This is a genomic window from Eubacterium sp. AB3007, from assembly GCF_000688015.1.
Classification (GTDB): Bacteria; Bacillota; Clostridia; order Peptostreptococcales; family Anaerovoracaceae; genus Aminicella.
This window is the reverse complement of sequence record NZ_JIAD01000001.1, coordinates 2176729-2203575: the sequence shown is the minus strand read 5'-3', so window position 1 is coordinate 2203575 and position 26847 is coordinate 2176729. Positions and strand designations below refer to the sequence as shown.

Sequence of the window (26847 nt, the reverse complement as noted above, 5' to 3'; positions counted from 1 at the left end):
AACGAAGTTAAAGAGAATGATTAACGCAGGCTTTTGGAATACTACTAGACGGGCGTGGTTCCTGCGCACATTCTCCTTATTGCGGAAAAAAATGGATTTGGTGGGCGACACCCACGGAAAACATGGGGAGTCCCCATCTTTTTCCTCCTTTTCAGCACAGACAGATCATGTCTCTCACACGTTCTTACGTTTTCGTCTCAAAAGGATCAGTGTTAATACAAATAAGATAATCGTGACAACAACAGCGATCAACATGTATCTGATCATATCCACATAGGGTTGCTCATCTTCTACGTAAGGAACTCTGTGGCCGCTGACAAGCAGACGGTGGGAGTTGACTCCGTAAGGCGTACAGGTGAGTAGTGTGACTCTGTCGTCCTTCACGTCATTCTGAACAGCATCGAGTTCATCTGGTTTCACTACCCGAATGCTATCCACCTGATAAGCCAAGATCTTTCCCACAACATTGATCAGAAACTGATCGCCCGCCTCCATCCTGTCCAGATCTGTGAAGAGCTTGGCTGTCGGAAGCCCTCGGTGCGCAGCAAGAACGCTATGAGTCCCTCTGCCACCTACTGGCAGACTCGTCCCATGCACATGACCGACCCCCTGCTGTAACACTCCCTCCGAGGTTCCATGATAGATCACTAGTCTGACGTTGATCTTAGGAATCTGTAGAAAACCCATTGCTCCATCTCCTATCGGGTTGAGAAGACTGTCATACACAATGTCTTTACGCACTTTGGCAGCCCCCTGGTTTTTCCCAAAGGAGTCTGTGATCACTGTGACCATGTGCTCCCGGTTATAAGCCCTTGCTTCCTTTAGCATGTGATCTCTGTCCTTTTCCGAAAGGGTTTCCATCATTGTCTCATATTGGTCAATCGACCTGTCGTTCTTGTATTGATTCCATGTGTTACAAAGGAAGGGATATAATAGAATACTGACGCCTCCCAACAGAAGAAGCCCGATGATCAGTTTGCTGATCAGCAGGCTTTTTCCTTTCCTTTTTACGGTGTTCTTCTTGCCCATCTTCGCTTCCCCACACGTATCAGAATGATCAAGAGGATAGCAGATAAGATACCTGCCAGTCCAAAGAGAATATGCTGGAGCGGGAATCTGTGATGACCCGGTGTGCTCTGTCCCGGATACTTAGTACGCTGGCCTCTTACGAGCAATCTCTCTGTGTTTTTACCATATGGCGTACAAGTAACCAGTGTAACCTGATCCTTCCCTTCTTCGATGCCCAGATCGGAACAATCCTCTGGATCCACAGTCTTAATCTGGTCAACCGCATAGGCGAGGTTTTTGCCCTCCACATACAGGTAGATGAGGTCTCCTTTCTTCACCAGATCCAGATCGGTGAACATCTTGGCACTGGGGAGACCTCGGTGAGCCGTAATGACAGCATGCGTACTGTCTCCTCCAACCGGAAGACTACTGCCGAAGAGGTGCCCTGCCCCCTTCTCCAACACCGTTTTATCAGTATAATGATAGATGGGCAACTTTATGCGGATGGAAGGTACTTCGATACAGCCCATCATGCCATCCTGCATCCGATTTAGAAGTCCATCGTATTCACTATCATGGAGAATGCCCTCTCTTGCAGAGAATGTTTCAGGAGGGACCTGGCCAACCAATCCCTTGTTATACAACTGCGCCTTTGCGATTTCTTCCTCGCTGTCTGTTGCCTTGGCATTCTTCGTTTCCTTCATATACTTTTCTATTGCCTTGTCAGCTTTGTACTGATAGAAGCGATTGCTGATAAAAGGATAGAAAAGAACAGACAGCCCTGCGATGAGCAGGGCTGCCACTGCCAGGTTTCGTTTCCAAGCTGTTTTCATGTTCTCATTTTCTATTAGTTATCTCTGGCTTCTCTTCTTCTGTTGTAGACATACACTACAATGGCAAGTCCGATCAGGATCAGACCGGCTGCGATGTAGAAGTAGATACCGCTGCCGCCTGTGCTAGGCAGAGCTCCCGCCTTGTAGTTGTTGAACAGGGAGGTGTCACCTGTCATGTCTACGGTAGTCTCCGGTCCGGAATTGTTCGCTGTATAGGTCGTTGTGTTCTGACCATTGATGGTGATGGAATAGGACTTCAGCGTTCCGTCTGTATTCAGTTCCGCCTTGATGCTGACTGGAACCTGAGTGGAATCCGTCTTGTATCCGGCAGGCGCCTGCAGCTCCTTCAGGTAATACTCACCAGCATCCAGTCTCGTGAAGGTCATGAGACCATTTTCATCAGTTTCCACTTCGGCAATCTTTTCGTCATCGCTACTCCTGAACAGGCCGAACTTTGCTCCCTGCAGAGGAGTGGTGGTTGTAGTGGAGGAAGACTCCGCTGTGATCAGCTCTCCTGTGGTGGCGTCTACACCTACCTTGACGATTTCTTTACCGGTCATGCTTCCAAATACATTTCCGTCGATATCAAAGGTGTAGTGATAGGTTGTCTTATCCTTGTCTTCTGTCGTTGTCGGAGTGTTGGAGTACTCGATCGTCGCCTTATTGGTGTTGGCATCAAATCCGCTGGTAGCCTGCGCATTCAACTTGGACTTATAAGTAACTGTGATCGACTTTGCGGAACCGCTGAGAAGGTAAGCCTTGCTGAAAGCGATCTTGAAGGTCTTTCCAGTCTGTTCCAGCGTGTACTCATTTCCTTCTGTCAAAGGACCGTTAGCATCACTCACAACGATATTCGTAGGATCATCCAAGCCAGCACTTACGGTATCGGAGATCTCAAACATAAGATGCTCATTGTCATAGGCAGCCGAGTAAGCAGGGATGGTAGTTGTGATCTCAAAGGAGACCTCGTCACCTTCCTTCAGGGTGTCCCCCTGTGTGGTGCTATCCCCAGTAACATTATCGTTTTCCACCTTTCCGGTGATCTTCTTGTCGACGGACGGCTTGGTTCTCTTGGCGTAAGCGGTTTCATCGCCAACCGTGAACTGGCTGTCCGCATTCACACTGCCGCCATCTAACTTTCCATCGTTATCGTAGTTCACACTGATGATCATCGGGTTGTAGACAAAATCGCTGTCCGCCTTTTCTACCAATACCAGGTACATACCTGCCTCCAGGCCAGCCTTGGTATAGTCAACGACAGCCACTCCATCACTGGTCGTCTCAACCGTTCCTTCCTCCATGTCGATGGCAGTCAAACCGGATGTGTTGCTTGCAAGCGCGGTGATCTCTGCCGCAGTCGGTTTTGTGGGATCTGCGATAGAATTTTCAACAACAGCTTCCCAGTCTCCATCGGCCTTCTGCTTGACGATCTGATAAGCCTTGACTGTCGCGCCCTTTTCGATGCCGCTGGCAGTGATCGTTCCATTGTTATCTGCGAACGCAGAAACAGGGAGCATGCAGACCATCACCAAGAGGGACAAAACCAGTACGAGCAGTTTGTTCATTTCTCTGTTTGTACGTGTTTCCATTTCCTTTTCCTTTCTTTGTTATTGTAATAACTGACACATTTTTATCTATTACATCATTTCTACGATCCCCTCCTCCGTCTATAAAATATGATCAGCAGACTCAAGGCTGCCGCCGATAGAATCAGCAGAACTCCATAAAAACGTAGATTGGAGGGGTCTCCGGTCTTTATATTGTTCGGCGTATCCTTTTTAGGAGTATCTGGCTTTTTCGGTTTTTCCGAATTCTTTACACCAGCTGCCTTGGGACTGACAGTTACTACATATCGCCACTCGGTCTGCCCTGTCGCTTCGTTTGTTACCGGCTGTGGCACAGACGCCAGGAAAGGATCCGAGGAATATCTCTTTCCGGATAGATTCTTCTCTGCTGTCTGCGCAATCAGATACATACCAGGGGACAGATCACTGAATACCAGCCTGCCACTGCTGTCTGTCTTTCCACTGATGGTCTGCGCAGTTCCGGAAAGCACCATACTATACAATCTTTTCGCCAGGCTACCTGACTCTCTAGCGCTCAAGTCGTTTGGAAACCCTCCTTCGGAGGAAAAGTCCCCAGTAAACGTGTATTTTGCGCTACGGTCCTTCACACTCAAATCAGCAATCTTGCATAGAAGGAACTCGGTGTCTCTGATCGGCGTGCCGCCATAGGTGTATTCCACAGTCAGAGAGTGAGGTATAGAGGCGTCGATATCCGGCACATCATTGACAGGGGATGCCGCAAAGACCCCTTGTGGCATCAAACTGACTGAAAGAGCCAACACAGCCAGAGTCTTCAGCGCCATACGCCCTCGTCCACGTCGGGACTTCCGTCCTTTGCCGATCAACGCAAGTGCCAGTACAATCATGAAACTCCCGAGGAAGACGAACAGATAAGTTCCACTCCCACCAGCATCAGGAAGCCTGTAAAGGATTTTCTTGTTGGTGATCGTGATCGTCCCTTCCGATATCCCATCGTTGTTGGTATATACCGGTGCTTCGTAGCCCTCCAGGCTATCAAGCTCTTTAACCCTGTATTCGTATACATGGTCTTTCTGTTCTCCCAACGCACTGTCATCACTGCGCCAACGCTTGGTCCACTGATTACCTTGGTTCAGGGTAAAGGCGATCTCCTTGCTCTGGTTCGTTGTCTTGTCGGACTGAATCAACGCTGCCTGTATGGAATCAGGCATTCCCTCTGTCATATCGGATCCAGCGGCATTCTTCCAGAGTTTCTTGACGATGATCTCACGTAACCGTACATTGGTGACGGTAACCGTGCCTCCTACTGTTCCATTCCCGGTATAGGAGGTGGAATAGCCTTCTACAGGTAATTCTTCGACGTAGTAATAATAGGTTTTGCCATCGGGACTTGTCACATCAAGGTTGTCCCATGTATATTGCCATTGATTCCCTTCGGTTAGTTCAATCTCGCCGTTTACTTTCTCAGCATCCTCTGGCCTGACACTGGGAATCTCGGGTTCTACTCCTGGTTCAGGCTGCTCCGGCGCGGTGACCACTGTTCCCACGGACAGTGTCGCGGCCACAGACGGTACAGAAGAATTCTGTGGGTAATTCAGATACCCGATTAATGTGATCCGAATATCCGTTTCACTCGTTATATTTTCAATATCATACGTGGTATGAAGCGGAGGATACTGCCCCCAGCGTCCTCCGATGAAGCACTCCTGAGTTGCCCGTCCAGACACTGAAGTAGGCGAGATCTCGTGTCCATTAACCATGACGGAATAGATTCCCGCTTGCCTGCTGTTGGTGATGTCCAGATCAAGATGCAGTTTTCCTCCAGACACAACGATCAGACTCTTGGAGAGATCCCCCTTTGTAAGGGCGGCTGTATCGGTATTACTTCCATTACCTCCTCCAAAATACTGCGTTGTAATGTTGACCGGGATACTGGCACCCGTAGTTCCGCCTCCTGATGGAACTGTCTCAATTTCACTTCGGTAAAGCTGCACTTTGATGACATCTGGCATGTTCTCGGTAAGGGGCGTGCCGTCCTCGTTGTACCATTTCTTTTCAACATGTACTGAGGTCTTCTCCGGCTTCTTGTTGCTAACCTTCAGGTCGATTCTTGTTGCTCCCTGTTGAGTTACCGACGCAAACGCATCATCAGTATCTACCAGGGTAGCATTTCCTGTCGAGTCTAGTTTTAGCGTGATTGTCTTGTCAGAAACAGATGGATACGCCGCCGGCGAACTCGTCTCTTTCAGATAATAGGTCTGGTTCGCCGTAAGTCCATAGCATTCGATGATTCCCTCACTGTTTGTCTTGAACACACTCTTTGGTGTGCCTTCACATTCCTTGTTATCATAAAGCATGGCAGGAACTGTGCATGCTTTGTCCCGGTAGATTGAGAACTCTGCATCCGGCAGAAGTGTGCTCGGCTGATCCGCATCGGATTTGACAAGTTTGAGCTCATATCTCGGAGCAAGATTAAAGTAGATCGAGCAGTTAGACCAAGAGGAACCACGCTCCAGATAATAGATTGTGAGTTTGTGGTTGCCTGATGCTATGCTCTTAAGGGTTGTGGTATCTGTTTTCAGCAGTGTTTCAGTTCCATTGTCCCGCACATTGTAGTACTTGATCTCACCTGTAGAGAAGTTGATGTCACCGGCACTTCTCTGATGAATACCCCCAAGATCGAGCACCAACTGATCATCTACAAAGACCCATACATCATCGTCACCGCTGAAGTAGAATCGCATATCTTTCTTCTCAGCGGACTTGTTACAGTCGCCTCCGTTGCTTCCAACGTCATCCGGAAGGAAGAAATCGATGGATGTCTTCATTCCGAACCAATAGTCGGTCTGGCCTGTTTTCTCCTTCACCTCACCCTGTTCGAAGGGCATGAATCCCGGCCTTTTGTTTCCGTTCATCCAAGTGTTGAACCCTCTGTTCTGCCCCTGAATGTTCTGTACATCGTTGTACACATAGAACCGACCGGCAGTCTGGTTGTAGTCGGCCCCATTGTAATCACTGTCGTAGTAGAAGTAGCCTTTTCCAAACCCCCGACTCTCGGTGCTTCCTGTTTCATCGTGGAGAAACAGATTGTCTCCTGTTCCCAGATACTTCTTGCCAAGCCCATCCTCTGTGTCGAAAAGATCCTTGATCAGTTTATCATTTTGAGAGGATATGATCCCACTCGTGACCATGTGCCCACTGCTATCGTTATAGGCATTCCGTCCTAAAGTCAGATTACTGGGAGCACCAAGGGAACCGTATCCTGCAAGATTCTGGTTGTACCAGTTCATGAAAAGGAAACTGTCCCCACCCTGATCTCTCCAGTTTTCGTTATGGGTATTGCCAATCTGAATACTATTCAGCGATGCCCCATGGGCGGTGTTGAACAACTCATTGTAGTCAAATACATCGGTATGGACAAAACTCGTCGTGTCCGCCTGCCCATTTGCCAGAGTACCATTTTGCTGCAGATCATAGCTTTTCAGGATCCAGTCTGCATAAAAGACCGTATCCTGGCTCACTGTCACACTGGTTCCCGGAGCATACCATTTTTTCGATCTGACGTCATACCAGCCGTTCAGCTTATACTTATTATTATTTCCTGCGTTGGTCGGCAAGGTAATGGTTCCATTGTTATTTGTATATGATCGTACGTTCGTGGCACCAGCGACCAGGGAATTTGTCGTCCCCAGCCCCAATGTCCCGTCAAACCAGACACTATACTGTTGTGCAGGCGCGCGCAAGGGTGCACGCAAAACATTCCCCTTGTCTTCCTCTGCAGGGGCTTCTGATTCTTGCTCAGTCTCTTCCACTTGTTCCTGTGGCTCGTTTTCTGACGTCCCTTCTGTATTCTGTGTATCCTGTTTATCCTGGTCTTGCACATCTTCCTCTGAACTATCTGTTGTAGCCTCCAGGGCGGGACTATCGGAAGGTTCCGTCTCCGCAAATGAAAAAACAGGGAGTGCCATGTTCCCTACCACAAGTGTTATTGTGACGAACAGTAGCACAACAAGTTTTATCACATATGAAATAAAGTGGGTATTCTTCATATCACCGCTCCTTAACGATTCAATACTCCCTCATATATAATCCTTATTTATGTTTTCTATAGGATACCCTCCCCACGCTAACGCCCTGCTAACGTTTTTAAGCCTTTTTACATATTTTTAAAAATTTTTTTCATTTGTCACAATTCCTTTGTGCAGAAGCACACCCTTGCTACGATCCGTTTCCCACAACTTATTTCGGGTCGGAATTGTTCCCAATAATTTTCCTGATGGTCGCCTGGAAACCAAAATCGTAATAATCACGGTTTTCTGTATCCCAAAAGGCCATTTGGATTATTTCTATTCCAAAAGACTCCAAGATTCTGAACCGGGATACCAAAACCCCGGATTTTGGAGAAATCTGTATCCCAATGGTCATGGATCGTGTTCTTGGGATATAGAAATAGCTCCATTTACCCCTCTGGCAACCGGACCATCTGACGACCGCATCCCCGGCAACCGCTCCCCTTTGTGAGCTGCCCCTTCGCACAACCGGTAGCCGACACACAAAAAACAGCAAGATCTCCATCTTGCTGCCTGGTGTTCCGATCCCTTTCCAAACAGGTATTCAATCCAACCCGTATTCCTTCCTCACGATACTCGCAAGATACTTTTCACCCCAACTGTACTCTGTCAGAAATTCTCCGTGAAACGCCTCGTGATTTCGAACATTGTCATCCAACCACCGGTAGTAATCGCAATCCACCATGTCCGCATTGATCATCTGTCCTCTGTCTGTGGTGATCAGAAGATCTGCGATGCCTTCCTTGGCCAGCGCCCTTCTCAGTCTTCTCAGCGCGTTATAGTAGACCCCCATCTGCTCATGTGTACAGGTTCTGGTTTCCCAGAGCGTGCGATAGATCTGCTCATTACTGATCTCTCTCCCTCGCCTTGTGATAAGCAACGCCAGGATCTCCTTGGCTCTTCCCACCAGCTTGACAGGCCTGTCATTTTTCTTGACCACGAACCTGCCAAAGGTCTGCACATATATCACTTTTCTCTGCCGAAATTCCAGTATCCTCAGATTCTCCATCATCAGATCGAGAAGTTCTCTCGTATATGGTTTCAGCAGATAATAATCTACTTTGATCCTGTTCGACTCAGCAATGTACTCCTCATGCGCCGTCACAAAAACGATCAGGATCCCGGCGTTGATCGCGCGCAACTCTTTTGCAAGATCTACTCCGTTAATTCCGGGCATCTCAATGTCCAGAAACGCAGCTTCCACCGGGTTATTTTTCACATAGGTAATCGCATCCTTTGCGTTGTCAAAACACGCTTTGATAGAAAGGTCCTCGATCCCATTGCTCAGACGTTCAAACTTTTGGATCATCAACAGCTCATCATCGACAACAATCGCTCGCATTCACTTCTCCTTGTAGTCAGATTATCTCCATCAGAAATTTCCAGATACTGGATATTTCTGTATTTCTAACGCATTATCAATCATTTAGCTATATGATACACTTCTCTTACTAACGTCCTACTAACGTTTTGCCTTTTTTAGCCAAAAAGATTGAAAAGAAACTGCGGCAGCGATATAATAATAGTAATATCTTTGTAATAAAGAGGCGATCAATATGTGTACAGCAGCAACCTATAAAACCCATGATTTCTATTTTGGAAGAACATTTGATTACGAATTCTCGTACGGAGAAGAGGTCGTAGTCACACCGAGGAACTACGTATTCCCCTTCAGAAGAAAGGGCGTGATGGAATCCCACCACGCAATGATCGGCACTGCCTTTGTTGCCGGGGACTATCCCCTTTACTACGAGGCAGTGAATGAGAAGGGCCTGGGAATGGCAGGGTTGAATTTTGAAGGGAACGCCTTTTATCCTGAGGAAGCAATGGGCAAAGACAACGTGACTCCGTTTGAGTTCATCCCCTGGATCCTCGGCCAATGCGAAAGCGTCCGAGATGCGCGCATTCTCCTGGACCGGATCAATCTGGTGAATATCCCCTTCAGCGAACAATTGCCTCTGTCGCCGCTGCATTGGATTATTGCAGACAAGGAGGAAGTGATCACAGTAGAGTCTGTCCGGGAAGGTCTGAAAGTCTATGACAATCCCGTAGGCGTGATGACCAACAACCCGCCCTTTGATAAGCAGCTTTTCAGCCTGAACAATTACAGGCACCTGCAGACGGCAACACCGGCAAACACCTTCGGCAGCATGCTCGATCTCGATGCCTACAGCCGGGGCATGGGCGGAATGGGATTGCCTGGCGATCTCTCTTCACAATCTCGATTTGCCAGAGTCGCCTTCACAAAGCTGAATTCCCTTTCACCGGAGGACGAAATGTCCAGTGTCAGCCAGTTCTTCCATATCCTCGAGTCCGTCGCACAGCAGCGCGGCCTCTGTGATCTTGGTGAGGACAAATACGAGATCACCATCTATACCTCCTGTTATAACACCCGGACAGGAGTGCAGTACTACAACTGCTACGACAATCATCAGATCTCCAAGGTCGATATGCACAAGGAAGATCTGGATGGAAGCACACTGGCCCGCTACCCGCTCATCACCAGGGAGCAGTTCAACGAGCAGAATTAATCAAAAGTAAAACGGTTGCACCCGGCGTCCCCGACGCCTGTGCAACCGTCTTGTTTATTTCCTGATCACGACGATGGTTCCCACACGGACCTTGCCGTATAATTTCTTGGCGGCCCAACGCGGCATGTTGACACATCCGTGGGAGCCATTGCCCTTGTAGATCGATCCTCCAAAGCTGCTACGCCAGGACGCGTCATGCATGCCATAGGAGTTGCCGATAAAAGGCATCCAGTACTCAACATAAGAGGAATATCCGGGCCCCTTCAGTGTGACTCCCCTGGCCTTTCTCCTGACGCGGAACTTCCCTCTGGGGGTACTGTGGCCCGCTGATACATTTCCGGTAACGACCCTGCATTTCAGTTTCTTCTTCCCGTGCTTGTAATACGATAATTTTTGACTGGAAATATCGATCAGCACGTAGCTATCGTAGGGATAGGGACTCTTCTTGTATTTCCCGATCGCGATCATGTATGCTGTTTTTGAGATTGCCCCAGTCTTCTTGTTCGGATGGACCTTTCTCTTCTTGTATTTGAATGTGTGTTTCAGAATCGCTCCATTCGATCCGGCGTAGTAGTATTTCTTATTCCATTTTACGAAGGTTCCTGTGGCTATCCCTCCGTTCTTCCTGTTGAAATACTTATATCCATTCGCATTCACAAAACCGGCGGTCTTCTTCAGCGTGAAATCTTTATAGAAAAAGTAGTATTTCCTGTTCCACCGAAGGAGCCCGGAACGCAGCGCTCCATTCCCGGAAGCGAGATATGTTTTCCCATTGACCGCAAACAGACGGTTGGTCACGATATAGCCACCTGACTGGACATAGTATCTCTTCCCTTTGGCACTGAGGAATCCGGCTGTTGTCCGGATCGTGCCTGCCGAATCGGAAATATAGTAGCTATCTCCTTCAAAGCGTATTAGTCCGGGAGATGTCACAATCGTTCCATTCTTCAGAATGTACTTGTGCTTGTTGACACCAAGGATCCGGTTCCCCTTCAGCACATTCCCGTTTTCGTCCGCGAAGTACAGCTCACCGTCCACCTGGAAAAAACCGGTCACCGGCTGTCCGGATACGTAATACTGCCCCTTGTCCTCGCTCCAACCATCCGGTATGACATCGGGTTCTTCCTCGTTCTCGTATGTTCCTTCCGCAGGGATGTTTGCGCCCTCCTCAGGCGAAGTCTCTGCCCAGACAGCTATCGTCATGGATGCAGCCATGATCATCACTGCCAGTAAGATCAATACTCTCTTCACTAAACCATTCTCCTCTTTCTCAATTAACTATCAATTTCGTACGGGTGACACCCGTTTAAATGATAATACAGCATCCTTTTGATGTCAATTCCCAGTTCGCGCGCCCTACTCCAACAGTGCGGTCTGCATCAGGTAGACCTCCTCCCGCAGTCTCCAAGACTGCTCCTCCGTGATGCTTCCATCTCTGCGGCATTCCCGGATCTTCTCCATCTCGATCTGCATAGCGTTGGCATCCGCCTCGTTGTTGAAGGCGAACGCCTTACGGAACTGTTCCATGGTCCGGTTCAGCATCCCCTCCGGAAGGCTTTGTCCCATCGTGTGGACAAACACATCCACCTCTTCCAGTTTCACTTCCTGGCCATAGTTGATGCGGCCCCACAGGGACTGAAGCGCGGCTTTGTGCTCCTCCAGAAGAACGCCTGCCAATCTCGCTCTCTCCGGATCCTCCTCCCGGCAGATCCCTTGCAGATAGCGGATCGCCGTATACTCCAGGTCGAGCGCAAACACCACCGTATCGAAGTAAACCCGCGCCTTCTTCTCATCATCATAGTCCATCACCCGCCGCTTCCAGCCCAGCAGTTTCAGCATGAGCCTTCCCTTGCTGGTCTCAAAACGCGCGCCCACGTTCTCCGCCCCGGCAAAATAGCCGATGGACCGGCGGATCGCAGGCAGGATGGAATAGTAGTCCAGACGCTGACTCTCGGGGATGTGCGTGGCCTCCCTCTGAATCTCGTCTGCTCTGGCCTGCTGTACATCCAGGACCTTCATGATCATGTCACCAAGCTGCCGGCCACAAGACTCCATGGACAGCCGCTCCCGCATCAATCTCACGCGATACCTCATGAGCGTCAGCCGGAAGGCCGGTGTGAAGTCCTCGTCCGCATAGGTGTCAAGCAAGTCTCGCATTTCCTTCACCGTCTTCTCCAACACCAGAATGCGCGCCTGCGAGAGGGCAACCTCATCCTCTTTTCTTTCTTCTTTTGGAGAGATCATCGGGAGCAGGAAATTCGCCAGTAGCAATGTGCAAAGGATCACACCGGAGGTAATAAAGATGATCTGGCTCCTCATGGGCAGCGGGGACCCGTCGTTCATGGTCACCGGCAGGGTCAGGATGATAGACAGTGTCACTGCGCCCTTTGGCCCGGCCAGTGTCGTGACCAACGCCTGCCTGAGCGTGCTCCCCACATGGGCGATCCCTCGTTCGCCGGTGATGCGATCTCTGGTCATCAGTTCCGTTGCGCCGACCCAAAGGAATCGGACAGCGATGATGACGCTCGTCACCGCAATCACTGTTCCGATCACAGTCTGCGCTGAGAGGTTCTCGATCAGTCTCGTCTCCATCACCTTCGGCAGTTGCATGCCCAGCATCACGAACAGGAAGCCGTTGATCAGGTAGATGATCACCTCCCAGAAGCTGTTGGATACCATCTGCTGCCGAGCTCTCTCCGGTGACTTGATATTCCCTTCTATCTCCTGCATCATCAGTCCCGTTGCCACCACCGCCAGAATACCACTGACGTGCAGTTCCTCCGCAAACAGGAAGAGCAGGAAAGGTGTGAGCACCTCATAGAGCACATGGGTGGTCGTGTTGACGAGACCGATGCCGCGCAGGCGATTCATTCCGTGCTTTAGCACATAGCCCACCGCCATGCCCAGGGCGATCCCACCGAAGAACAGCACCCCAAAAGAAGCCGTCGCCTCCTTCGCCGAAAACGCGCCCGTCAGTGCCGCTGCAATGGCGAACTGGAAGGACACCACGCCAGAGGCGTCGTTGATCAGCGCCTCTCCGGACAGTAGGATGGACTGGCGCTCACTCAGGTGGATAGTGGATCCCATGGCCGAAACTGCCGCCGCGTCCGTTGGCCCCAACGCTGCCGCACAGGCAAACGCCGCCGCCAATTGAATAGACGGGATGATCTGGTGCAGCACAAAGCCCGTCGCCACCACGGTGGCGATCACCAGGGGAATGGCTATAGAAAGGATGGACCACTTGTTGTTCCACAGCGTGACCCGGCTCACCTCTCTGGAGTCCCTGTAGAGGAGCGGCGCGATGAACAGCACCAGAAACAGTTCCGAGTCGATATTCACTCCTCCTAGCGACGGGTAGATCAACGCGACGATCAGCCCCGCCGCGATCTGGATCAGCGGAAGGGATAGATGCGGGATCAACTGATCAAGCACCGAGGTGAACATGACGCAAGCCAGTATGATCAATATAAGTGCAAACAATTCCATAGGGCTTCTCCTTCGTTTGTATCTTCTCCTATTCTACCTTGATTGGGGTGTAAAGTTAAGATTGCAGCCAGTGCAGTGTGGAAGATAACCAGCCGACTGGCAAGTTCAGCATCTGTCTCCCCCTAAAGTCCTCCGGATAATAAGGGGACAGGGAAGCCGCCGCCTATAGCGGGGGACATCTGGCGCTCGTAATAAATACTCACCTCTTGCATACTGTGTTTCCTCTTCAGATTGTTCAAGTGGATATTTCAAACTGTTCAGAGCCAAAATATCCACACGATATCCACTCGATCAATTCAGGTCAATTGATTTCTTTACTGCACGGGATTTCGTGCAGTTACAACTTCGACTCTATCTAAACCGCGAAGGTGCACTTACAACCTCTCGCGGTTTTTTCTATGTGCTATGATATATATGGTCCTGTCTTCTTCCCGAAAAGGAGGTTAATACAATGAAGAAGACATCCAAACACCTGACACTGGAAGACCGTATCGTCATAGAGCGACTCCTGGCTCACGGATTTAGATTCAGTGAGATAGCCACCCGACTCAGCAAAAGCCGAACGACCATTAGCCGTGAAGTCAAAAAGAATCGTACGTTCAAGGCACGAAACGGTAACCACTGCATCCACAGGAAGTCCTGCGATCTGCCCACAACCTGCTCTCAGGAATGCCACAAACGTACGCGTTCCTGCCGTGTTCGATGCGGAGACTGTAACATCCATTGCGAACGATTCCAGGAAGATATCTGCCCTGGCATTACGAAAGCCCCCTATGTTTGCAATGCCTGCGAATCCATGTCGCGCTGTTGGCTCCACGGATACATCTACAATGCCCGCAAAGCACAGGATGCGTATGAGACGACGCTGAAAGAATCAAGAACTGGCATCTCTTTGTCGGAAGAGCAGCTACAGGCCATGGATGAGCTCGTCACACCGCTGATCCAGCAGGGACAATCGGTCAATGTCGTGTTTCAAAACCATCGCGATGAACTCCCCATCACGGCACGGACAGCCTATGATTACATTGAAAACGGCCTTCTTGGTGCAAAGAATCTGGATCTCGCCCGTAAGGTACGTAGATCATACCGCCGGAAAAGCGGTCCGGTGCTCCGCGTGGACAAAGCCTGCCATCAGGGGCGCTCTTATGATGACTATCTTTCATTTATGGCGCAGCATCCGGATATGAATGTGGTTGAAGGCGATTCTGTCATCGGCAGAAAGGGCGGCAAGGTTCTTCTCACCCTCATGTTTACCAACTGCGATCTGCAGATGGCCTTCCTGCGGGAACAGAACAATGCGGCCACTGTTTCCTCTGTGTTTGCTTCACTCAGAGAGATTCTGGGAAAAGAACTCTTCAAGGAACTGTTTCAGGTTATTCTGGTCGATCGAGGCAGCGAATTCACCGATCCCACGAAAATCGAACTTGATCCTGAAACCGGAGAACAACTCTGCCATGTGTTTTATTGTGATCCGCAAAACAGCAATCAGAAGGCGCACTGTGAACGGAATCACCAGTTTATTCGGTATATCATCCCAAAGGGCAAGTCGATGGATGATTTATCGCAGGAAAAGGTCATCCTGATGATGAACCATATCAACTCATATCCGCGCAAAAAATGGAACGGGCGGTCACCGCTTGAGGTATTCACCTCAATCTATGGAAAGAGTGTTCCCAGCATTCTATCCATGAAGCAGATCGCCGCCGATTCCATAAACCTTAAGCCCGAACTCATTAAGTAGTCCGGAAAATGAAGACAGGACCACACCTTTTCGCAAGGTGCAATTTCAACTTCTGAAAACGGGCATTCTTCATACCCGGGTTTTAGTGTGCCTTCATACTTGAATTTTACATGATTTCCAGCGCGATTACAACTTCATACGTCAACTTACTTCTTCAATCTGCCACAATTCGTTGGAGAAGTGCATTCACAACTTCCTGATTTATACTAGTGAGAAATTAGTTGCGTTTACAATCGTCAAACGTGCACTTACTGTATCAAACAACCCTCGATCAATTCATAGTCAACTTATGGTTGCTCATCATTCACTCCATTATACATAATATTACAAGAATGTCTGAAAATCTCTGGTGTATACATCTATTCTTACTACACTTTCTCAGAGACATGCGCGCCAAACGCATGAGTAAAAACACATTTCTGTGTATGATCGAAAAAAGTGGATATTTCACCTCCAAATGATGCGAAATATCCACAAACATATCCACAAACCATATCCGATAGGACAGACCTTCGGAAAACACCTGTTCCCACGAGGTCCAGGCGGCCATCACCATGGGCAATCTGTTCCTGGAATAATCACTAAAACTTATCGTATCCGAATCCTGTCTCCGCAGCGTTCCTTCAACAGCATCAGAACCGCACGGCAACTTTCTGACATGTATTCTGGAACTTCGTTGATCAGGCTGACCGTAACACCAGTCTTGCTGAGATTGATGATCAGCGTGACAAAGATATCCACCACTCGTTCCATCGGCGGCATCTCCTTCGCTTCGCCTTCCATTCGGTACTGCATCACCGACAGGTCCCTCTGTTCCTCTTCCTTCAGGAAATGATCGATCGCCACCTCCCGGCTGATCATTGCTTGGAGGATACTGGTAACCCAGTAGAATTCCAGATGTGGGATACACCGAAAGGGCAGCTCCAGCGCCTTCTGCTGCTCTATCGGGGTCCGAAATCCCTTCAGGATCGCTCTCGTCTCCGGCAAAGGCTCTTCCCCTAAATCCGCCACCATGCGAGTATGAAACATCTGATACTGGTTCCATGCTTCCCTCTTCTCATCCAGACGCATCAAAACCCGAAGAAGCTGCGCAAGCTTCTCCTCGTCGTAAGGATCCAGTCTCATGTACGCTAACAGGGCATCCCGGCATTCGCAGTACCGTTTTTGTGCAAAACACAGATCCGTATACCTCTTATAAATATTGCGCTGACAGTGATCGAGGCTGTACCGACGCATGATCATATCTTCATTCAGCTCCACACATCCGTGGAAATACCGATCCGAAAGGTACTCCTGCTGAAACAGCGAAAGCAGATACTTCAGCCGCTCCAGATCAGAAGACGCCTCTACGTCCTCCTGCAAGATCTCACAGATATCGCAGGTGTACTCATATGCTGGATTGATGAAACAGGAATCCCTGTCTGTCCCGATCAGCGAAGCCCCCTCTTCCTCCCCCAATGCCTTCCGCAGCTGCCACAGATTGAATCGTAGATTGTTCTTTCCGGCAGAGTCGCTGCTCTCCGGCCACAGAATATCGATCAGAGCCCTTCGGGACATCCGTTGATCTTCTCGCAGGACTAGAATCGCAATCAACGCGATGGCCTTGTCGCTGACTTTTTCATCGATGACGGTCCCATCAAGCGTCAACACATTCTTACTTAGCAATGAGATCCGTAGCATCATAACCCCCTATCATACAGTATCGTTCCATCCTTCACAGTCATGACAGGCTTGCTCTGCGCCAGAGTCTCCATAGGGCAGGTCTCAATGTCCCGGTCCAATATCACCACATCCGCACGTTTCCCCGGCGTCAGACTTCCGCGGTCCTCTTCCAGAAACAAAGCATATGCGCCCTTGATCGTATATAACTCCAGCGCTTCCTCGAGTTTGATGCGGTTCGCCTCCACCGGGTGCAGGACAGCCGCCTGGACACCTGCCATCGGATTCAGCGACGTCGTTGGATGATCCGAACCTCCGCAGAGCAGGATCCCGCTGTCTAGCATTTTCCGAAGCTGCAGGGTCTGCCCATACCGATGCCCCAATCTGCGTTCCTTCATCCCGCCCGGATAACCCCAGTGAGCCTCGTAAGATGGCTGCACCGAGAAAACTACGCCTAGGTCCGCTGCCTTTCGCATTTGATCTGTCCTCAGAAGATCCCCGTGTTCGATGCGGTGTCGCATACTCCTGACATCAAACTTATCCGAGGCAGATTCTATGGCCGTCAGCGCAGCGTCGATCGCCACGTCCCCGATCGCATCAAAACCAATCTGAAGCCCTTGCTCACAGCAGTGCAGAACAAAATCATTCAGGAACTCCTGTGTATAGAATACCCTTCCCCGTTTCCCGGGACGATCAGCATAATCCTCCGTAAGCGCCGCGCTCCAGCTGCCGAGTGTGCCGTCCAGATAGAGAGCGCCCCCGATTCTCCTGAGCCCATGGCTCAGAACCAGATCAATATCGGTTGTTTGATAGAAAAGTTCCATCGATAGAGGATACTCAGCCTCACGGCGAACCAGAAACTCGCACTGAGACTCCCTGCCGTTTCCGTTCCCACAGTTTCGGCCTTCCATGGCTGCCGTTGTCGTGATACCACTAGCAAACACGTCAGGAAGAAACTTCTCGATTGCTTCTTGATAATCTCCATCTGTGAAATGCTCACAGATATAGTAATCCAATTGCCCGCCAGCCCGTTCGCGGAAGATGCCGGTCGGCATACCCTTGTGATCCAGTTCCACACCCGGAAGAGCAAACGGGACTTTGTAGTAAAGAATAGCGTATGTGTTCAGGATCAGCGTATGATAATCCAAAGAGTAGATCACCACTGGATGATCGTCACAGCACCTGTCCAGTTCCACCCGGGTTGGATATCGTCGCTCCTCCATCCTGTCTTCAGACAGCCCATACCCGATGATCGCCTCACGGTCACCGGCAGACTGCCGAATGGTCTCGCAGACTTCCTCAACACTTCTGCAAGACGACAGGTCCACTTCTTCCTTGGCCAAAGCCCCGGTCAACAAATGGAAATGGTTGTCGATAAACCCGGGCAATACGGTATTACCTCTGGCATCGAGGACTGTGTCTTCCGCACTCGCCAGGGCTTTATACGCATCTCCGTTTCCGATCGCCTCGATCCGGTCTCCCCGGATACTGATCCACTCTGCCCTACTTCCATGATCCATGGTCATACAATGTGCATTCTTGATAATCGTTCTTTCTGCCATTCTCCTCTTCTCCTTTGCCCTTAAGTATAACACCAAACCGCCCTCACCGGTTCCATATGGTCCAGCTCGAGCGGTTTTGGCGTCACTATTTTGAAAAGTAGAATCATGCTCTTCTGTAGACAATTCTTCCGCCGACCATGGTCAGAACCGGTAGGATGCTACTGATCTCCTCTGGGTCAACGGTAAAGATGTCTTTGTCGAGAACCACCAGATCCGCATAGAAACCGGCTCTGAGTCTTCCCTTCTCTTCTTCCATGAATTCGTTGTATGCGCTGCCTGTCGTATATGCGTCGATCGCCGTTTCCACATCCACGCACTCCTGGGGGTTGAATCCGCCCTCTGGGCTCCCGGCTTTGTTCTTCCGGGTCACCGCGCAATAGATGTTCGGGAATGGATTGCAGTCCTCGACCGGACAGTCTGTCCCGTAGGAGACATGCACGCCCGCCTCGCTGAGAGACTTCCACGCATAGGAGGTTGCCCCCAGCTCCTCGCCCAGCAGGTCGTTCAGGATCCTCATGTCATAGTCCAGGAAGATGGGCTGCACGGAGGTCAGAATGTCCAGATCCGCAATCCTCTTAATCAGCGCCGGATCTGTGATCTGCACGTGGTTTAGTACATGGCGAAGTTTGTTTTTCCCATCCACGAAGGCCTTCTCATAACTGTCGATGGTACGGCTCAGTGCTTCGTCTCCGATGGCGTGTGTCACGACCTGCAGACCGTGTTTTGCGGCAAGGGCGCAGTACCGGTCCATATCCTCGTTCGACATCCATTCCAACCCGTGATTGTCGCGGTCATCGACATACCCACCGGAAACCAGAGCCGTCCGCGCCCCCAGGCTTCCGTCCTTGAAGAGCTTCAGGGGCCCCAGCGTCAGCCAGGAACCTTCCGGGTAGAGCTCTTCTTTGTGCGCAAACTCACCGTTCTCGATATAGTCCTGAAAAGCCTCGAAATCGTTGAAGCATACCTGATGGCGGTATCTGACCTTGGCCTTCCCGCTGTCGTAGATACGGTGCAGCAGATCGAAAGCCGCCGGTCCGTCCATGAAGGTGGTGCCGATGTCGTTGCTCTGCACACTGGTCAGTCCGTGGGCCGCGGCATAATCCATGGCCTCAAGCATGATGCGGTAGCGTTCTTCCATGGAGAAATCCGGAACGATCTTCTTGGCCAAATTGGTACCGTTCCCCTTGAAGATCCCATTCGGCTCTCCATCTTCACCGACCATATAATCCTCTTCCTTGAATACGCTCATATCCAGCATGCTGATCAGCTTAGAGTTGGTGGATACAATATGACCGCAGACGCGCTCCAACACGATGGGGATATCCGTACTAATCTTGTCCAGGTCATGACGATCCGGTAGTCTGTCGGAATCCCTGAAGTTGTCCTGGTTCCAGCCGATGGCATGGATCCCGTCTTTCACGCTTTGCGGATGCTCATTCGCAAACCTCTTGCAGACCTCAATCATCTCATCGATGGAGGTCACGTCCTCGATCATGGCCTGGTTTCTGGTCTCTCCGAACTGCATGAAGTGCATATGGGAATCGTTGAGCCCCGGGATCACTGTACGGCCTTCACAGTCGATGAACTCTGTATCTGAACTGGCCAGCGCGCGGATCTCCTCGTTGCTGCCGACGGCCTGGATCCGGTCCCCCTCGATCAGGAGTGCCTCACGGAACTCCCCACGGTCTAAATATACCTTTCCATTGAACAAAATCTTACTCATTACTAGCTTCTTTCTTGTTTTTCTTATCAAAGATAAAGTATACGATGGCACCGACTATCGGTACTATGAATCCGACGAATCCATTGATCGGATCTTCGACGGCGCCCTGGACGAAAAGCCCAATGAAGATCGCCGCTACCAGGATGACGGATACAGGATAGAACCAGACCTTGTATGGCCTCTCAATATCCGGGTACTTCCGGCGCAGAATAGGCACGGCCATGATCACCAGCACGTTGAACAGCATGACGGAAAGGACCACCAGATTGGTCAGTTGATCCAGGTTCCGCAGGCAGACCAGAATGACGGACAGTACACACTGCACGATGATTGGAACCGTCGGGACTTTGTGCACCGGGTGCAGCTTGGCGAAAGACTTAAAGAAATGACCCTCTTCTGCCATCGCATAGTACATCCTCGGCTGCGCCAGGATCATGCCGTTCATGGAACCGAACATGGACAGAGCCATGCCAACGGATACCAGGATCGCGCCCGCAGGGCCGATGACTTTCTTCGCAACGGCAGTTCCCAGGTATAGATCTCCGCTCTCGATCATGTTTACGATCTCAGAATGATCCAATCCTCTGAAGATGGCGAAATTGAAGAGCACGTATACCAGTGTCAGTCCGCCGATTCCAATGATCAGCGCCAGTGGCAGGTTTCTCTTCGGGTTCTTGATCTCCTCGGCTACGGTATTCAGGTTGGACCAGCCTTCGTAGGCCCACAGGGAGGCGACGATGGCGATGGCGATCATGCCGACCACGCTCGTGTTGTTATCTACCGCATAGGCAGAGACACCGGCAAAAGACAACTCCGGCGTTGCTTTTCCGGCAAATACCGCCGCCAGGATGATCAGCACGATAGGGATGATTTTGGCGACAAAGAATACATCCTGGATCCTGGATGCCACCTTGACACCGATCAGGTTGTAGATGGTCGCCCCGACGATCAGTACGATCGCCGCAACCTTGATCCCGGTATCGCTGATATCAACAAAAGACTTGATCACGGTCATCAACGCGATCGATACAGCCGCGATCGATCCCGGACCACCTATCAGCCAATCGGTAAACCCGGCCATAAACCCGAATACCGGATGGTATGCCTCGTTCAGATAGACAACACGCCCACCAGCTCTGGGGATGGAAGCGCCAAGTTCCGCATAACATAGTCCTGCGAACAGCGAGATGAGACCTGCGATCAGCCAGCACAGGAGGGACAGACCCTCATTCATTCCGGTTCTTTCCATAACGTAGGATCCCAGATAGAAGATACCGGATCCGATCGTGATACCCACGATGATGCTGACTCCTCCGAATACACCGATCTCACGTTTGAAATCGGTTTTTTCAGTAGTTAGATTTTGTACTTTGTTTTTCTCACTCATAAACAAAACCTCCTTATAAACTATCTCTGTCTTTATCATACTGACCAGAGGTTGAAGGAGGTGTTGATTGAAGTGTTGAACGCAAGACTTTCCTGAAGATCCATCGATCTCGCGTTCAACACCGAATCTATATATCGATCACATGATCCCGCTTTCTTCCATGCTGGACTCCATCTTCTCCATGAGCTTATGGAGCGGCCGGTACAGCAGAAATGCCATCCCAAAGCATCCGGCCGCGAACAGAAGCAGTGTTCCCAGGCAACGGATATAATATGTGCCGTACATTCCAGCTATGCACTCCCTCATGGCATCCATGGCATAGTGAAACGGCATGAACGGATATAGAATCTGGAAGGGCCTGGGCACCACTTCTACCGGGAAGGTGCCTCCGCCCCCTGCCACCTGGACCACCATGATCACAACGCAGAGCGCCAGCCCCATCTTCCCCAGCACATAGTGTATAGAGTAGATGATGGCGCAGAACACTACGCTGATCACCGCTGCCGCCAGAACATACAGCCACGGATGGACACAGTCGATCCCCACGTATAATAACTCTCCCACGGTGACCAGCAGCGCCTGGCAGATCCCGATCATCATGAACAACCTGAATCTTCCAAAGAACCGTTGATACAACCTCGGTTCCTCCTCTTCCTCACGCCGATTGACCTTGGAGCTGATCAGCAGTGTCGCCAGCAGCGCTCCGATCCACAGGGCCACGGTCGTATAGAAAGATGCCATGACTGAGCCGAAATGCTCCACTGGATAGATGATCTTTGTTTCCATCCGGATGGGTCTGGCCAGGTTCTTCGCGATCGCCTCAGCGTCGTCCACCAGAAGATTGTTCATATCCTTCAACTTGCCGCTGTTTGCCAGCCGGTCGAACATTCTGCCCAGTGTCAGACATCCGTTTTGCAGAGAGGACAGTGTCTCTACGGTCTGCCCCAATCCGTCTTCCAGCGTCCTGAGCGATTTTTCCGATCCACTCAAAACCTCTTCCAGACTGCCCAGATCTCCATAGACTCCGGACAAAGACTTACGCACGCCGGCAATGGCGGCGCGGGCATCCGCCAGAGATCTATTCAGTTTCCCATCCAGATCCCGCCCCATATCACCGGAGATCTTGTTCACCCGGCCTCTGGTCTCTTCGAGATCTGCCAGAAGATCGTCGATCTTCTTCTGTGTGGCGGCCCAGGAGGCCTCATCGGCCTTTGTCAGGTTTCCCAAACTGTCTGAGGCAGACTCAAGTTTGTCCGCCACTCTGGCGAACCGATCCGCCAGCCCCGTAAGGTTCAGGTCTCTCAGCTGCCTCTCCATCTTGTCCACCGAGGAGCTCATGCTATCGACCAGCGTCTTCCTTCTGGCGAGATCCGTCTCCACAAACTGATTGTAACTGTTCAGATCGGTACGTGCCTTTTTCAGATCAGCAGACAGCCTGTCCATATCCTCTGTCAGAAGATCCGCCTCCTTCTGTATGGCGTCGGTCACTGGCTTTGTGTCTGCGGATTTCGGAACTTTCTTCTCTGATGACTTCAGTACCCCCTCGCTCTCTGCCAGCGTGTCCTCTGTACTGTCCAGCAATGTATCCGAGGCCTTCAGCAGTTCCTCTGCGGCATCCGACAGACCGGCCGCTCCCTTCACCAGAACGACCGTGGTCGCCAGATCCGCACTGAGCGTCTCCATCTCTTTCCCCATATCAGAGAACATCTTCTGTGGGTCAAACCCGGCCGCATCCGCCACTGCCAGTCCTTCCGCAGCAAATTTTCCAAGGGTCTCCACGAACGCCGCGTCGATCTCCTCCTGCATGGTGGCGCGGACGCTGTCTGTGATCCGCGGAGCGATGGCATTCATCTTCTCGTTGACAATATAGTGGATCCTGGGGTGATGCAGCGTTCCGGTGGAAAAACTCATGACATCCGCACTGAAGCCTTTCGGTACTACGATAGCCGCATAGTAATCCCCGGCGCGAACCCCCTTTCTGGCTTCCTTCTCGCCGGACACCTGCACCCACTTGATCTGATTATTTCCGGCGATGGCATCCAGGAATTTATCTCCCACGTTGATCTTAAGGCCCAACATGGTCACGCCTTCATCCTCACTGGCCACGGCAACCGGGACACGCCCCGTTGCGCTCTCTGCAAAGGGCGCCCAGTTGGAGAAGATGTTGAACCATGCAAACAGACAAGGCACGACGATAAGCCCCACCAGGATCACAATACCTACCACGCTTCCTGTAAGTCCGCGGAAGTCCTGCCTGACGATGTTCCATATGCTCCTCATTCGCAGCCCCCTTCCTCTGACAGGTTCTCTCCCTCGAGGTCCTGCGAGACAGCTGCTGCGTTCTGGGACTCCCCAACTGGAGCCCCCTTGGCCCGCGCCTCGATCCGCTCTCTCAACTTCTCCTTCATCTCAGCTTTCACCTCATCCGGGTCTGCCAGCAGGCTGTCGAATGACTCCTCCTCACCGGTCATTTCCCCCAGGATCTTCTGGAGCCAATCATCCAGATAGCCCACGCCGATCAGGTAACAACAGATGATGAACAGCAAGAGGATCCAGATCAACATGAACACGATCTTGTCGCTTTCCGTGACCCAGCGAACAAAACATAGGACAAACGGAAGCACGAGCAGGCTTATGATTCCCGCCTTGATCCGCTGTTTGTTTCTGTGATGAAGCTGCCACGCATTGCTCTCCAGCTCATGACGCAGCGCCTGGTAACGGTCGTTATGTACTCTGTTCTCCATCCTACATCACCCCCGTCTCTTTCTGCTTCTCTTCCAGGAACTCTCTCACACCAGCGAATGGCCTCTTCATATACATCCCAAACAGGAGGGCCACACCAAAGAACAGAAGCACCTCCACCAGATAGATCCAGAGATCGTTCTCATACATGCCCATGACCGTCTCCCTCACCGCATTGACCGCATAAGGGAAGGGCAGGAACCGGAAAAATTTGCTGAATATCTCCGGCAGCACCTCGATGGGATACGTGCCTCCGGAGCCGGCAATCTGAATAAACAATACGACAAAGACGATGGCCTTGCCGATGTCCCCCAGGGATGATGCCAGGGCATAGATCCCTGTCACAAAGGTCAAGCTGATCACCGCTGCTGCCAGCCACATCAGCCATGGATGAGCGGGATGGCAATGGAGCAGAAGGATATCCCCCGCTATGATGATTGCCGCCTGGACCTGTCCGATCAGAAGAAACACCAGTAACCTGCCAAAGAAACACTGTTTCTCTGTGGCATCCGGGAACTTACGCCGCCTGACCTCTGTCTTCAGTACAGAGATGAGCATGACACCCCCGACCCACAGGGCAATGACCGTGTAGAAGGGCGTCATGGCCGTGCCGTAGGTTTCGACCGCATAGATTTCCTCTGTCTCTGCCCCTACCAGATCAGCAAAAAACTCGCCGTAACGGTCTGGGTCTCCCCCCAGAAGGTCAATAAGTTTCTGTTTCCGTTCATCCTGGTCCGCTGCCTTCACTTCTCTAATTACATCATTAAGTTTACTTTCCAGCGCGGTGAGTACTGCCTGCAGCTGAATAAGTGAGCCATCCAGACTGCTCACGGTATCCCCTGCTGCATCGATCACAGGATAGATATCGTCCAGCATACCGCTTGCGGAAGTGAGAAGGGGCTGCAGGTTCTTCACCGCAGTCTGGATATCCGACACCATCTGCGCGAGCCCCGGCTTCAGGTGATCCTTGTACAAAGCCGTCAGCACCGCAATTTCCTCCGCTGCGTTCGTGAGGTTCTCTTCCTGAACAGGGCTTTGTGTGAGTTCTTTCTGGATCTTCTCTGAGGACGCGATCATCTGGTCCAGAGAATCCCCGGCCCGTTGAGCTCCGATGGTCTTCGCGTTTTCCGGGATGAGTTTCCGTAGATCCTGCAGTATCGTCAGGATCTTGCCGTTTTTCTCCGCCGCCTCTGCCGCTAGTTTCTGTCGCTCTGGTGCTGTGGCGCCCTCTATGGAATCCAGCGCCTTTTTCAGATCATCGATGGCCGCCTTCAGTCTGATGTTTTCTTTGTCGATCTCCTGATCGATCGTATGGAGCGCAGCCTTGGTCTCTTCGTAACGTTTCTTTGCCTTGGCCACATCGGACTTCCCCTGGCTGCGGGCGCTTCGCAGATCTGTCTTCGCATCCTCCAAGGATCGTCCGAGCGTCCCACTGGCGTCCGTAAACTGGCTGATTGCCAAAGAGAAGTCTCCCAGAGCGTCCCTGGTGTCCGACAGTTGGTTCAGCATCTTGTCCACAGCCTTGCTGTCCTCCAGTTTCCCCGCCAGATCTCCTGTATCCTGAAAGAGCATGCCAAATACGGTCCGCAGGTATTCCGTGTTGATCTGCTCCAGCACATTGTTTGCTGCCGAGGCTGTGATCTTGGAGGCTACACCGTTTTTCTTGGCATTGCTGTAGAAGGTGATGGGCGCTTCTTCTGCGGCCAGAGTCTCCTCCAGGTGATACATACTGGACGTGAAGTCCTCCTCAAACACGATCGCACCATAATACTCCCCTGCTTTGACTCCTTCTATGGCCTTCTCCGCATCGCCGGGGAACTGCCAACCGATCTTATGGTTATCTCGGAGGCTGTCCATTACGTTACTGGCCTTGTTGACATATTCGCCGTCCTGCTCATAGCCTTTGTCTCTGGACGCCACCGCGATCTTGATGCCGCTGGTGTTGACGTAGGGATCGCTGTTGGCATAGATGTTCACCCAGGCATAGAGGGACGGCAACAGCGCAATACCAAAAGCCACCACCAGCACGAACGGGCGTGTGGCGATGGACCGCAGATCGTCTCTTAAAATACCAAATACTGTTCTCAACTTGATCTCTCCTGCTATCTAATCAATATGTCTACATTCTAACACATATCTAATGCTTTTGAACAAAAAAATGACACCCTTCCAAAAGGGGTGCCATTTTTCTGAGAGCATGGCCGGGGGTAGTGGTGACTTCCTGATATGATAGCGGCGTCACCACTACCATTGACTGAACCCGCCACTATCTTTCCCCGAAAACCCGCTCCTTGGTAGTGGTGACTTTGCGTATTTAATGATGGCGTCACCACTACTTTTTGATGTATCCAGACATGATCCTGTTTTCAGGATAAGTGTACCCGCCATAGGACAGGTAGATTTCATCACTGTTCGCAGTAACCAAAAAGACTCCAGGAAAGAAGTCTCTCTTGAAGTCTTTGGTTTATTAACTATGAATCTCAGGCTGCTAAACGGTCGTTCCCTTTGACAGCAGCTGTCCCAATGTAATGACCTCTGTCCTGTAACAATCCGCAACTATT

General features: G+C 50.9%; 16 protein-coding genes. 2 read left to right on the top strand and 14 right to left on the bottom strand.

Features of this window, described 5'->3' with window-relative positions:
- Window positions 1-174: 174 nt before the first annotated feature.
- The 5 genes from P156_RS0110365 to P156_RS0110340 all read right to left on the bottom strand — a co-directional run bounded on the left by P156_RS0110365 (window position 175) and on the right by P156_RS0110340 (window position 8797).
- The gene (locus P156_RS0110365; RefSeq protein WP_051600906.1) at window positions 175-1029 is read right to left on the bottom strand and encodes a class C sortase; all 855 of its coding nucleotides are present in this window, start codon (window positions 1027-1029) and stop codon (window positions 175-177) included.
- Window positions 1008-1841 carry a class C sortase gene (locus P156_RS0110360; RefSeq protein WP_027870046.1) on the bottom strand — a complete coding sequence of 278 codons (834 nt, stop codon included), beginning with the start codon at window positions 1839-1841 and terminating at the stop codon, window positions 1008-1010. Before P156_RS0110360 ends, P156_RS0110365 begins: the two co-directional genes overlap by 22 nt.
- 14 nt (window positions 1842-1855) lie before the next feature.
- Window positions 1856-3430 carry a SpaA isopeptide-forming pilin-related protein gene (locus P156_RS0110355; protein WP_027870045.1) on the bottom strand — a complete coding sequence of 525 codons (1575 nt, stop codon included), beginning with the start codon at window positions 3428-3430 and terminating at the stop codon, window positions 1856-1858.
- Window positions 3431-3489: 59 nt separating this feature from the next.
- On the bottom strand, window positions 3490-7197 hold the full coding sequence (locus P156_RS12470) for a Cna B-type domain-containing protein (protein ID WP_185752205.1): 3708 nt from the start codon (window positions 7195-7197) through the stop codon (window positions 3490-3492).
- 802 nt (window positions 7198-7999) lie between these two features.
- Window positions 8000-8797: a response regulator gene (locus P156_RS0110340; RefSeq protein ID WP_027870043.1), complete on the bottom strand. Its 798-nt coding sequence runs from the start codon at window positions 8795-8797 to the stop codon at window positions 8000-8002.
- Window positions 8798-9011: 214 nt separating this feature from the next.
- On the opposite strand from P156_RS0110340, the gene bsh reads away from it, so the two are divergent.
- A complete protein-coding gene (gene bsh, locus P156_RS0110335; protein WP_027870042.1) occupies window positions 9012-9986 on the top strand; it encodes a choloylglycine hydrolase in 975 nt (324 codons plus the stop codon).
- Between the two features lie 54 nt (window positions 9987-10040).
- Here bsh and P156_RS0110330 read toward each other — a convergent pair whose 3' ends face one another.
- Both P156_RS0110330 and P156_RS0110325 read right to left on the bottom strand, forming a co-directional pair.
- Window positions 10041-11237: a L,D-transpeptidase gene (locus P156_RS0110330; protein WP_027870041.1), complete on the bottom strand. Its 1197-nt coding sequence runs from the start codon at window positions 11235-11237 to the stop codon at window positions 10041-10043.
- A 105-nt stretch (window positions 11238-11342) separates the two neighbouring features.
- Window positions 11343-13472 carry a Na+/H+ antiporter gene (locus P156_RS0110325; RefSeq protein ID WP_027870040.1) on the bottom strand — a complete coding sequence of 710 codons (2130 nt, stop codon included), beginning with the start codon at window positions 13470-13472 and terminating at the stop codon, window positions 11343-11345.
- A gap of 451 nt (window positions 13473-13923) precedes the next feature.
- Between P156_RS0110325 and P156_RS0110320 the strand changes: the two genes are divergently transcribed.
- Window positions 13924-15213 carry an IS30 family transposase gene (locus P156_RS0110320; protein WP_027869448.1) on the top strand — a complete coding sequence of 430 codons (1290 nt, stop codon included), beginning with the start codon at window positions 13924-13926 and terminating at the stop codon, window positions 15211-15213.
- Between the two features lie 588 nt (window positions 15214-15801).
- On the opposite strand, the gene P156_RS0110310 is transcribed toward P156_RS0110320, so the two are convergent.
- The 7 genes from P156_RS0110310 to P156_RS0110280 form a co-directional block, all read right to left on the bottom strand.
- Window positions 15802-16896: a BTAD domain-containing putative transcriptional regulator gene (locus P156_RS0110310; RefSeq protein ID WP_081818548.1), complete on the bottom strand. Its 1095-nt coding sequence runs from the start codon at window positions 16894-16896 to the stop codon at window positions 15802-15804.
- Window positions 16893-18434, bottom strand: a complete 1542-nt coding sequence (locus tag P156_RS0110305; protein WP_027870037.1) for an amidohydrolase — start codon at window positions 18432-18434, stop codon at window positions 16893-16895. Before P156_RS0110305 ends, P156_RS0110310 begins: the two co-directional genes overlap by 4 nt.
- 103 nt (window positions 18435-18537) lie before the next feature.
- The gene (locus tag P156_RS0110300; protein WP_027870036.1) at window positions 18538-20157 is read right to left on the bottom strand and encodes an amidohydrolase; all 1620 of its coding nucleotides are present in this window, start codon (window positions 20155-20157) and stop codon (window positions 18538-18540) included.
- Complete coding sequence (locus P156_RS0110295; protein WP_027870035.1) at window positions 20150-21544, bottom strand: APC family permease; 1395 nt, start codon at window positions 21542-21544, stop codon at window positions 20150-20152. Before P156_RS0110295 ends, P156_RS0110300 begins: the two co-directional genes overlap by 8 nt.
- Before the next feature lie 138 nt (window positions 21545-21682).
- A complete protein-coding gene (locus tag P156_RS0110290) occupies window positions 21683-23824 on the bottom strand; it encodes a YhgE/Pip domain-containing protein (protein ID WP_027870034.1) in 2142 nt (713 codons plus the stop codon).
- Window positions 23821-24288, bottom strand: coding sequence for a hypothetical protein (locus P156_RS0110285; protein ID WP_027870033.1), 468 nt, complete (start codon window positions 24286-24288; stop codon window positions 23821-23823). Before P156_RS0110285 ends, P156_RS0110290 begins: the two co-directional genes overlap by 4 nt.
- Window position 24289: 1 nt before the next feature.
- Window positions 24290-26374, bottom strand: a complete 2085-nt coding sequence (locus tag P156_RS0110280) for a YhgE/Pip domain-containing protein (RefSeq protein ID WP_027870032.1) — start codon at window positions 26372-26374, stop codon at window positions 24290-24292.
- Window positions 26375-26847 lie beyond the last annotated feature (473 nt).